Below are 10,701 nucleotides of genomic sequence, written 5' to 3' on the forward strand. Positions count from 1 at the left end.
AAAAAGGCAGAAAACCCAACCCCCCCCCCCCCCCCCTCCCGCCCCCCCCCCCCCCCCCCCCCCCCCCCCCCACACTGCTTGCAACGGGTTCCCGTCGCAGTGCTTGCTCAGCGGTCGGAATAGCTGAAGTCACCCACGGTCCAGGCGCTGACGTCCTCGATCGCAACCCGGTACATCCCGCCCGTCTCCGGGATCCCCACCGTGCCCTGCAGGATCCGGGCGACATGGAAGTGAAGATGCTCAGGCGGCCCGTCCTTCTTCGCGGGGGCGTCGAAGACGGCGGAGAACTCGCCCAAGCGGTCCGAATCCGTCAGCACATCCGACACCCTCTGCCTCCACACGGCTTCGGGAGCCAGCCGACCAGTGATGACAGCGCCACCGGTGACCACGGTCAGGGACATCTGGTTGCTCTGCCCGGACTCCACCAGGGCGGCGACGTCAACGAGCAGCTCGTCAGGCTTCGACATGGGGCCGATTATATTTACCGGCCATCCGGCTGCTTGAGCGGTGGCGCTACCGGGCAAGACGGGCGCTCACGGTCTTGCCGCCGGAGGCCCGGCGGGTGACCGCGGTGGCGCGGGCGAGACGGTTGACCGTGGGCCAGCCGAACCCCCCGGCGCCGCCGTTCAGGTCAGGGGTGCGTATGCGCGGCGCATGCCGGCTGGGGTCGTGGACGGCCACCTCGATGGTGCCGGGGTACGCAGTCAGTTGCAGTGTGCAGGTGCCCCCGCCGTGGCGCAGGGCGTTGGTGACGAGCTCGGACACGACCAAGACCACGGTGTCTGCGACTTCCGGGGGCCACGGCCGGCTGCCGCGCAAACCTTGGAGGAAGGCCCGTGCCTCATCTCGCGCGTCGGCAACGGCTGTCGTGGAACAGACGGCTGTGGCGTTGACGGCCATCATGTTCATCACGGTCACCCTGGTCTCTGGATCGTCCATGCCCGGCCTCTGCCTACCCGACCTCTGTGCCCCGCTCCTCCACCCGCCAACCCGGCAGAGCCGCAGTGCTTGCCGGAGAAGCTGACGGCCATAGTCGACGCGTGGCGGCACGCTGCCGTGCGCTCGGGTCACGGTGCCCGCCCACGGCCCGCTCGAGTCGGGGGCCCGCGCCGGTTCGAGCAGGCGGCCCATCCGAGGCGGCGCTACCGGTCGGGCGCGCACGGGCAGCCGGGCGAGGGCGCAGAGAGTTACCGCGGGCCGATGAAGCAGATCCTCGTCGAGGCGCTGAGGGCGGCAGCAGGAGCGCCAGTCTGCGGATTGCGGCACCGGCACCGGCGTGCACGGCTTCCACGAACTGCTGCTCGGTCGTCGGGCCGGGATCGTCAAGGCCGGGCCTTCGTGCTACGCCTGTCATCGGCCGGCCTGTCGGGTGTTACGGCCGGAAATATGGGGTGCCCAGTGGTGGCTGGTACCCGCCGACGGTAGCAACGGCGCAGTCGGCGGCGTCACGGGAAGCCCGACGGGCTGCGCGGCTGTGGGTCACTCCGGGCGCCGGACCTGGGCCTCGGGGCTGCTCCGACCATCCATGGACCGGTTGAGGCGGGTTACCTCATCTTCGAGCGCCGGAAATCTATGCCCGCTGGAGTAGACATTGAACGGTGGTGTGGTTATGGTTTCTCTCGTAGCCGAGATCGAGCAAGGCCCGGCAGAGATGAACTGCCGGGCAGCAGTACACGCAGTTCGCAGGACGGTGCGGTGGTGGAGTTCCGAAGCCAGGGTTGTCGCAGGACGGTGACGGGACTGACGACCGGACCGGGTGGCCCGCAGTGATCAGGGGCCGCCGTGAGCAGGACCGCAGCTAACGCAGTGGCAGTTCAGCTGTTGCGGTTGTCGGTACCAGCAGTGCAGTCAGTGGTTCCTCGGTAAAGGCGTCGGCTGCGGGCGCGCGTGCCGGGAAGTTCGGCAGTGGGGTTCCAAGCCAGAGCAGACGCAGGACGGGCGACGGGGCTGGCTGCCGAAGGGTGGCGCTGCGCGAGGCCACCAGCAGTTCGCAGTATCAGCAGTGCAAGCAGTACGCAGTACCCGTTTGGTAAATGATTGGTTCAGAGGGAAGAACGGAGGAGTTCAGCGCCATCAGGATCGCCCGGGCGGAAGGCTTGAGCCCGGGTACCGCAGGACATCGATAGGTAGGTGGTCTCCGGTCACGCATCCGCGATCCCCGCATTCCCCGCCCTCTCCCGGGTGGGCCTGCGGAGCAAATAGGTCGGCGCAGCACTAGGGCCGGCAGATGGTGTAGTTCCTTCGGGGCCCTGGTGCCAGTACGGCACCAGGGCCCCTCCACGCGTTCCACAGAGAGGTGAGATGACAGCAGGCGATTCCTTCGGCCGTCTCGACGACGACGATTACCCCGCCTATACCATGGGTCGAGCTGCCGAGATGCTCGGCACCACCCCCAACTTCCTCCGCGCCATCGGTGAGGCCCGGCTGATCACCCCGCTCCGCTCGGAGGGTGGCCACCGCCGCTACTCCCGTTACCAGCTGCGCATCGCGGCCCGCGCCCGGGAACTCGTCGACCAAGGCACCCCCATCGAGGCTGCCTGCCGCATCGTCATCCTCGAAGACCAGCTCGAAGAAGCCCAGCGCATCAACGCCGAACACCGCCGCGCCGCCGAATCGCCCAACCCCCCGGCCACGGCGTGAGATGGGAGTGCCCGCCGGTATCGGCGGGCGCCCCACGCACGGTCCCGGTGCGCGGCGTGATCGTTCCTGTGGTGACATGGTGTGCGGGCGTGTAGCGTCTGCGTCAGCTGTCGTGGTTCGGAGTTCCCCTTTGCCCACGCTTTTAGCGTGGGCGTTTCGCTGTGCTGTGCCGCAGGAACCAGGGCGATCACCTCCGCCTTCCACATGGAGTGGGAGGCGTTCATCGACTGGAAGGCATGACTATGGCTACGGGAACCGTGAAGTGGTTCAACGCGGAGAAGGGCTTCGGCTTCATCGCCCAGGACGGGGGCGGCCCCGATGTCTTCGCGCACTACTCCGCGATTAACTCCTCGGGCTTTCGTGAGCTCCAGGAGGGCCAGATCGTGACGTTCGACGTCACCCAGGGCCAGAAGGGCCCGCAGGCCGAGAACATCAACCCGGCCTGACCTCGCAGCCTTGCCCGAGGGATCGCGCACGCCGCATCCGGTGACTGCCACAGCCCGTGCGGGCCGTGCTTTCAGCCGGACAAGGGGACCCGCTCTCGTGCCGGGCGTCGACAGGACTTGTGGTGCACAGGGTCAGGGCCGCGCAGCAATTGCTGCGCGGCCCTGATCTCTTGAGGTGCATCCGGGGCGGCGCGACCTCGGCCGAAAACTTCCTGAACTCGGTCGCTTCAAGCGTTGTCCCGGGCTCGGTCGCCTCACCGTACAAGTTGCTGATGGGTCGGGCTACTACGGTCCTGGTCGCTGGCGCGCAGTTCGTCGGCGACCAGGGTTGCTCGGAAGGTCCAGGAGCACCGAGCCGGATGAGTAGGGATACGAGGCCGGGTCTGCGCGCCACGTGCCGGGCTCGGGCGCCGCATGCCCTACGCGGCTGCCTGGAGGAGCAGACGTTCAGGCGGTAGTCCAGGCGTCGAGGAAGGCTTTCCGTCCAGCCGAATCGTCCGACCTGCGGTCTGCATGCAGCACGCGCCAGGCGGTGAACTCGAGATCTCGGAGCCACAGTTCTCCGATGACCTGTGTCTTGAGGTCGGGAAAATGGTCGGACTCGGCGAGGGCCTGACCGATCACCTCCCCTGCCGCGACGCGCTGGGGCGGGGTAATCTCATCGACGGCCGAGAGGATCTGTCGGGCCAGTGAGGTTCCTTCTCCTGGCAGGGAACGCAGCACCAGAGCCTTGATGTTGACGGGTAGCAGGTACGCGGTGCCCGAAGACCTCCACAGCTCCGACCAGAAGCGTTCTCCTGCCTTGGAGGGGGCAAGCGGTGCGGCCAGCAGCCCGAGGAGATTTCCGGTGGCCGCATAGCCATCGGAGTGGGCAGCTGCGACGACTGCGATGCCGGCGACGCGCTCCACATCGAGATGGCCTTGCTTCGAGATGCGAAGCCAAGCCCAATCGGTGTTCCAGCTGGTGTGCGAGGGGGCGGATACGTGGGGGTGGGCCTCAGGAAGCATCGGCGATCCTTCTCGCGTAGGCGAGCGGAGATGCCCGTTCGGGAGCCCTGATTGTTCCCATGACCAGCCGATCTACTCGGCTTCGGCAGGCCCAATTGGCGGCCGGATCACCGGGTCCGGAGTTCACACGCTGGCGGAATAGCCCGTGCTCGGCGACTGGGCCTGGGGTTCGGGACCGGCCTCCCATCATGCTGTCCGGGTGAGGTCTCCTAGCATGACCGCATGGTTGCCAGTGACGCCCAGGAGTCCGAGGGAGGACGGGAAGCTGTGTCCCGCGACGCCGCTGACGTCGAATGTAGTCACGTCGCCGCAGCGCGTGGAGAGCGCCGTGAAGACGGGCTGCCCTGCGGATCACAAGATGGCGATGCGAGGGAGAAGGCTCACTCGATTGCTGCTCTGGTGGAGCGGGCGGCGGACCTGGCCGAACCGATCAAGCCGAGGTTGCGTGGCTGGCTCCATGCCGGAATGGTCCCCGCCGCACTGATCGCAGGCGTCGTACTCATCTGCCTGGCCCGTACTCCGCAGGGGGTCCTGGCCTGCGCCGTGTATTCGGTCACCGCCTGGCTGCTGTTCGCAACGAGCGCCATCTACCACCGCGGCACCTGGGGGCCGCTCGGCGAGGCTCTTCTGCGACGTCTCGACCACGCCAACATCTTCCTGATCATCGCCGGCACCTGCACCCCCCTGGCCGTGTTCCTCCTCCCGCCGGACCAGCGGTCCGTGCTGCTGTGGATCGTGTGGGCGGGCGCGTTGGCCGGCATCGCGTTCCGGGTCCTGTGGGTCGGAGCTCCACGCTGGCTGTACACCCCGTGTTACCTGGCCTTGGGGTGGGCACCGGTGCGCTACCTGCCTGACTTCCTGCATACCGGCGGAGCAGCCGTACTCGTCCTGATCGTTGTCGGCGGTCTCCTCTACAGCGCGGGCGCGGTGGTCTACGCCCTCCAGCGCCCTGACCCCGCACCCCGCTGGTTCGGCTTCCACGAGGTCTTCCACGCGCTGACCGTGGCGGCCTTCACCGCGCACTACACCGCCATCTCCCTGGCCACCTACTGACCGCGACAACGTTCTGGCTCGCGCCGCTCGTCACACGCGTTGCCGCGCTGGTCCGCGACGGGCCGGGCGACCGCGCCGAGGCATCGCGCCACTCGCGAAAGCCGTCCGTCCCTCCGGCCTGCAAGTTGGCCTGCGAACGTGTTCACGCTGACACGTGCGAAAACGACGCCGCTGATCGTCAGAGCGGCTAGGGCACGCGCCGGATGCTGTTGCCGCGGAAATGCCGATCGGCAGCGTCGTAGATTCTGCTGAAGTCAGGTCAGCCATGCTGCGGAACTCCTCCCGAGGCGCCCTTCCAAGTCTGAGGCGCCGAATTCAGCCTCCCCCGCATCTCGGGGGAACCTCCGACCTGTTTCCAGATCACCATCAGGTCGAGGTCGTCACCGCCCGCGCCTTCGTCTGAAGTGGCTGGCGACCTGCGTTTTCGTTGGCCGTGACCTCTGGTCGAGGCTGCTGCTGAGGTGACGCGGTCGGGGATGGGGCGCGTTCTCTTGACGCTCACGTGACGCTGCTTCTGATGCGGTGTCAGGGTCGGGTTGTGAGTTGTTCCCGCTTTGGGCGGACTGGAGATGCCCCAACTGCAGGCCGGGGCCCGCAGGACTCGGCCGTCCGAACTCCAGCAGCTGTCAAGTGGGCACCTGGCCGCTCAACTCGATGGCATTCGCCACAGCGCGACCACCCGCCGCCGCGGCGCTGTGGCCGGGATGTCAGCCGAGCGCCGCGATCTCCTCGGCCACCGCGCGCATCACCGGCACGGCCGCGTCAACCACGTCCTCTCGGGCGGTGATCAGGTTCACGCACAGGTGCAGCGCAGGGTCGGCGGTGTGCAGCGGCACGGCGACGCCGAAAGCCCCGGGTTCGATCTGCCCGAACGTACGGGCGTACCCCCGCTCCCTGACCTCCGCCACGGCGGCCGGCTCCCCCGGGGAGGGCAGACGCAGCGCGGCGAGGGCGAGCCCAGCGGCGCCGACACCGATCGGGTGGCGGCTGCCCACGCGATAGGCGATGTGGTAGTCGACGGTCTGCGGCTCGACCACCGCGACGGCGACGGCCTCGTCGCCTTCCGCGGAGATCAGCGCGACAGTGGCGCCCAGCTCGTCGGCGGTGCGCCGCAGCACGGGCAGCGCCGCCTCCCGGATGCCCGCCGCGTACCCGCGCGCCAGCGTGACCGTGCCTGAGCCGGCGCGATAGCGGCCGTCGGAGCTGCGCACGACCAGCCGGAACTCGGCGAGCGTGACCAGGATGCGGTACGCGATGGTGCGATGGACGTCGAGCCGCTGCGCCACCTCGTTCACGGTCAGGCCCTGAGGCTGACCCGCGATCGCCTCCAGCGCCAGCAGGCCGCGGGCGAGTGTCTGGGAGCCGGCGGCCTTTCCCTGCGCGCCGCCGCCCTGCGCCGTCACGCCCCGGGCGGCCTTGGTGCCCGGCGTGCCCGAGGCCACCTGATCGTCACTCATTCCGGCAGTCTACGGCCGCGCGATGACAGCCTGTCACCTCCGCCCACGCCCTGCGGTGCGGGATCCGATCGCCGTAGAATCGGATCACGCGGGCAGGCCGTGACCTGCAGGGACGCGTGCGGCGGCAAGAAGCGGAGGCAGGTGTGGGCGAGGCCGCACCGAGTGGTGTGCTGAGCAAGGCACTCGCCGTGCTGCAGGCGTTCAGCGTCGAGGACACCACCCTCGGCTTCGCCGAGTTGCAGCGTCGCACCGGGCTGCCCAAGGGCACTTTGCATCGCACGCTCGGCGATCTGGTGGCCGCGCGCCTGCTCGACCGGGTAGAGGGCCGTTACCGTCTGTCCAGCCTGGTCTTCGAACTGGGGATGCGTGCCTCGGTCGAGCGCGGCCTGCTGGAGGTGGCGACCCCGTTCCTGGAGGACCTGTACGTGCGCACGCACGAACTGGTCCACCTGGGCATCCGCGAGGGCGCCGAGGTGGTCTATGTGGCGAAGATGGGCGGGCACCAGCAGGCCGACTCCCCCTCCCGGCTCGGCGGGCGCATGCCGCTGCACTCCACTGCCCTCGGCAAGGTTCTCCTCGCCCACGCGCCCGCCGATGTCCGTGAGTCGGTGCTGCGCGGACCGCTGGAACGCCGGGCCCCCCGGACCATCACCAACGTCGACGTCCTCACGCGCCAGCTGTCCGACATCGCCGCGAAGGGCGTCGCGTTCGAGTACGAGGAGTCGGCGGTCGGCATCGTCTGCGTCGCGTCCGGGATCTTCGGCCCGTCGGACGAGATCCTGGGCGCGGTCAGTGTGACAGGCCCCGTGCACCGCTTCCAGCCCGCCCGGCACGCCAACAGCATCCGGGCGGCGGCGGGCGGCATCACCGCCACCCTCGGCCGACGCGAGGAACTCCTGCGGCACTGACCCCCGGGGTTGCCCGGCGGACAGGCCCGTGTTCCGTCTCGCGGAACTTTTTCCTGGGCACCGCGCGCCCCGAGTCTCCAAGCTGAGGGCATGAACGAGACCCCCCGTGGCAGCGACGCCGTAGCAAAGGCAGCTCAGCGCCTGTTGGCAGCCGCCGCCGACCGAGTGCCCTGCTCCCCGGTCCGCGACCTGATCGGCAGCGACGACGTGAAGGCGGCGTACGCCGTCCAGGAGCTGCTCACCGCACACCATGTGGAGACCGGCGCGCGCGTCACGGGACGCAAGATCGGCCTCACCTCGCCCGCCGTCCAGGCCCAACTCGGCGTGGACCAGCCTGACTTCGGTGTCCTCTTCGACGACATGCAGGTCGCCGACGGCACCCTGGTGCCGGCCGGGCGGCTGCTCCAGCCGAAGGTCGAGGCCGAGATCGCGTTCGTGCTCGGCGCGGACCTCGCCGAGGGCCCCCTGGATGCGGAGCAGATCCGGGACGCCGTGGCGTACGCCGTCCCGGCCCTGGAGATCGTCGACAGCCGAATCGCCGGCTGGGACATCACCTTCGGCGACACCGTCGCCGACAACGGCTCCAGCGCCCTGTACGTGCTCGGGTCGGCGACGAAGACCATGGCCGAGTTCGAGCCGGTGACCGCCGCCATGACGCTCACCCGGGGCAGCGAGACCGTCTCCAGCGGTGACGGCGCGGCCTGCCTCGGCGACCCGCTGACCGCGCTCGCCTGGCTGGCGCGGACCGCACGCGAGGTCGGCGACCCACTGCGCGCGGGCCAGGTCGTGCTCTCCGGCGCCCTCGGCCCGATGGTCGTCGCCGAGCCCGGTGACGCGTTCGCGGCCGAGATCAGCGGCCTCGGGTCCGTCTCCGTCCGCTTCCCCGCGTCCCCCGAGGGCGACGCGCCCTCCGACTCCGACGAAGGAACTTCCGTATGAAGACCAAGGTGGCCATCATCGGCTCGGGCAACATCGGCACCGACCTGATGATCAAGGTGCTGCGCCTGTCCGACACCCTGGAGGTGGGCGCGATGGTCGGCATCGACCCCGCCTCCGACGGGCTCGCCCGCGCCCAGCGGCTCGGCGTCCCGGTCACGGCCGAGGGCGTCGAGGGCCTGGTCCGCATGGACGGCTTCGAGGACATCAAGATCGTCTTCGATGCCACGTCCGCCAAGGCCCATGTGGCCAACGCCGCCGTCCTCGCCCCGCACGGCAAGCAGCTCATCGACCTGACACCAGCCGCGATCGGCCCGATGGTGATCCCCGCGGTCAACCTCACCGAGCACGTCGCCGCGGACAACGTCAACATGGTCACCTGCGGCGGTCAGGCCACGATCCCGGTCGTCGCCGCGATCTCCCAGGTGACTCCGGTGCCGTACGCGGAGATCGTCGCGTCCATCGCGTCGAAGAGCGCAGGCCCCGGTACCCGCGCCAACATCGACGAATTCACCGAGACCACGAGCCACGCCATCGAGAGCGTCGGCGGCGCGGGGCGCGGCAAGGCCGTCATCATCCTCAACCCGGCCGAGCCCCCGCTGATCATGCGGGACACCGTGCTCGCCCTGGTGAACGCACCGGAAAGGGACACACACGAGGAGATCCGCGCCTCCATCGCCGCGATGGTCGAGCAGGTGTCGGCGTACGTGCCCGGCTACCGGCTCAAGCGACAGGTGCAGATCACCCCGGTCCCCGCCGACCAGCCGGTGCACACCCTCACCTCGGACCCGGTCACCCACCAGGTGTCGGTCTTCCTCGAGGTCGAGGGCGCCGCCCACTACCTGCCGGCCTACGCCGGCAACCTCGACATCATGACCAGCGCGGCCGTCCGCATGGCCGAGGCCATGGCCGCCCACAGCAACGAACTTCAGGGAGCGGGCGCATGACCGTCGACAGGCTCTTCATCCAGGACGTCACCCTGCGGGACGGCATGCACGCCATCCGCCACCGCATCGAGCCGGAGCAGCTCGGCCGGATCGTGGCCGCGCTCGACGCCGCAGGCGTCGACGGCATCGAGGTCTCCCACGGCGACGGCCTCGCCGGCGGCTCCCTCAACTACGGTCCGGGCAGCCACACCGACTGGGAGTGGATCGAGACCGCCGCCGCCCACATCAAGAACGCCCGCCTCACCACGCTGCTGCTGCCCGGCATCGGCACCATAGAGGAGCTCAAGCAGGCGTACGCGCTCGGCGTCCGCTCGGTGCGTGTGGCCACCCACTGCACCGAGGCCGACGTCTCCGCGCAGCACATCGCCACCGCCCGCGAGCTGGGCATGGACGTGTCCGGCTTCCTGATGATGAGCCACATGGCCGATGCCAAGACGCTCGCCGGGCAAGCCAGGCTCATGGAGTCGTACGGCGCGCACTGCGTCTACGTCACCGACTCCGGCGGCCGTCTGATGATGGACGGCATCCGCGACCGCATCCGCGCCTACCGGGACGTCCTCGACCCGGCGACCGAGATCGGTGTCCATGCCCACGAGAACCTCTCCCTCTCGGTCGCCAACTCGATGATCGCGGTGGAGGAGGGCGTCACCCGGGTCGACGCCTCGCTGGCGGGCCAGGGCGCGGGCGCGGGCAACACCCCGCTGGAGGCGTTCATCGCCGTGGCCGACCTCAACGGCTGGGCCCACGGCTGCGACCTGTTCGGGCTCCAGGACGCCGCCGACGACCTGGTGCGTCCGCTGCAGGACCGCCCGGTGCGCGTCGACCGCGAGACCCTCACCCTCGGCTACGCCGGCGTCTACGGCTCCTTCCTGCGCCACGCCGAGACCGCGGCCGAGCGCTACGGCGTCGACGTGCGCACCATCCTCGTGGAGGTCGGTAAGCGCGGCCTCGTCGGCGGCCAGGAAGACATGATCGTCGACGTGGCGCTGGGGCTGGCCGAGTCCCGCTGAGTCCACGGGGGACGGCACGGCAATTCCCGGACAGCGGCCGGGCCGTCCCCCGTGTCCGCAGACCCAACCCGCTTGTCGCGTGCCGGTGGACGACGCTCGTCGGCGCCGCGTCCGGAACGTCGCGAGCTGAGCCGGCTGGGTGACTTCTTCCGGCGAGGCGCGGGCAGTTCGGTCCTGGCGCTGGGGGGGGGGGGGGGCCCCCCGGCGGGCGCCCCCGAAACAGGAAAAAAAAAAAAAAAAGAACAAAAACAAACCCCCCCCCGCCAACAAGCCCCCCCACAAAACAGGCGAGGCCC

11 protein-coding genes are annotated in these 10,701 nt (G+C 69.5%); 7 read left to right on the forward strand and 4 right to left on the reverse strand.

Annotated elements, in window-relative coordinates:
• Positions 1 to 107: 107 nt before the first annotated feature.
• Positions 108 to 467, reverse strand: coding sequence for a hypothetical protein (locus ACZ4WS_RS20875; RefSeq protein ID WP_467982409.1), 360 nt, complete (start codon positions 465 to 467; stop codon positions 108 to 110).
• 46 nt (positions 468 to 513) lie between these two features.
• Positions 514 to 909, reverse strand: a complete 396-nt coding sequence (locus ACZ4WS_RS20880; protein WP_467982756.1) for an ATP-binding protein — start codon at positions 907 to 909, stop codon at positions 514 to 516.
• Between the two features lie 1,392 nt (positions 910 to 2,301).
• Here ACZ4WS_RS20880 and ACZ4WS_RS20885 point away from each other — a divergent pair.
• Both ACZ4WS_RS20885 and ACZ4WS_RS20890 read left to right on the forward strand, forming a co-directional pair.
• On the forward strand, positions 2,302 to 2,640 hold the full coding sequence (locus ACZ4WS_RS20885; protein ID WP_467982412.1) for a helix-turn-helix domain-containing protein: 339 nt from the start codon (positions 2,302 to 2,304) through the stop codon (positions 2,638 to 2,640).
• 242 nt (positions 2,641 to 2,882) lie between these two features.
• Positions 2,883 to 3,086 (forward strand): cold-shock protein, encoded by a 204-nt coding sequence (locus ACZ4WS_RS20890; RefSeq protein ID WP_008734837.1) that lies wholly within the window; start codon positions 2,883 to 2,885, stop codon positions 3,084 to 3,086.
• Between the two features lie 447 nt (positions 3,087 to 3,533).
• On the opposite strand, the gene ACZ4WS_RS20895 is transcribed toward ACZ4WS_RS20890, so the two are convergent.
• Entirely contained in the window at positions 3,534 to 4,094 is a 561-nt protein-coding gene (locus ACZ4WS_RS20895; RefSeq protein ID WP_467982415.1) for a hypothetical protein, read from the reverse strand.
• A 267-nt stretch (positions 4,095 to 4,361) separates the two neighbouring features.
• Between ACZ4WS_RS20895 and trhA the strand changes: the two genes are divergently transcribed.
• Entirely contained in the window at positions 4,362 to 5,147 is a 786-nt protein-coding gene (trhA, locus tag ACZ4WS_RS20900; protein ID WP_467982758.1) for a PAQR family membrane homeostasis protein TrhA, read from the forward strand.
• Between the two features lie 707 nt (positions 5,148 to 5,854).
• Here trhA and ACZ4WS_RS20905 read toward each other — a convergent pair.
• Positions 5,855 to 6,604: an IclR family transcriptional regulator gene (locus tag ACZ4WS_RS20905; RefSeq protein WP_467982417.1), complete on the reverse strand. Its 750-nt coding sequence runs from the start codon at positions 6,602 to 6,604 to the stop codon at positions 5,855 to 5,857.
• A gap of 143 nt (positions 6,605 to 6,747) precedes the next feature.
• Here ACZ4WS_RS20905 and ACZ4WS_RS20910 point away from each other — a divergent pair, with 143 nt between their 5' ends.
• From ACZ4WS_RS20910 to dmpG, 4 genes are all read left to right on the forward strand, one after another.
• Entirely contained in the window at positions 6,748 to 7,512 is a 765-nt protein-coding gene (locus tag ACZ4WS_RS20910) for an IclR family transcriptional regulator (protein WP_467982420.1), read from the forward strand.
• 90 nt (positions 7,513 to 7,602) lie between these two features.
• Positions 7,603 to 8,451, forward strand: coding sequence for a 2-keto-4-pentenoate hydratase (locus ACZ4WS_RS20915; RefSeq protein ID WP_467982421.1), 849 nt, complete (start codon positions 7,603 to 7,605; stop codon positions 8,449 to 8,451).
• On the forward strand, positions 8,448 to 9,395 hold the full coding sequence (locus ACZ4WS_RS20920) for an acetaldehyde dehydrogenase (acetylating) (RefSeq protein ID WP_467982422.1): 948 nt from the start codon (positions 8,448 to 8,450) through the stop codon (positions 9,393 to 9,395). The genes ACZ4WS_RS20915 and ACZ4WS_RS20920 overlap by 4 nt, the downstream gene beginning before the upstream one ends.
• The gene (gene dmpG / locus ACZ4WS_RS20925) at positions 9,392 to 10,405 is read left to right on the forward strand and encodes a 4-hydroxy-2-oxovalerate aldolase (RefSeq protein WP_467982424.1); all 1,014 of its coding nucleotides are present in this window, start codon (positions 9,392 to 9,394) and stop codon (positions 10,403 to 10,405) included. The genes ACZ4WS_RS20920 and dmpG overlap by 4 nt, the downstream gene beginning before the upstream one ends.
• The last annotated feature ends 296 nt before the right edge of the window (positions 10,406 to 10,701 follow it).

The sequence above is a fragment of the Streptomyces sp. NPDC029292 genome, assembly GCF_055569295.1.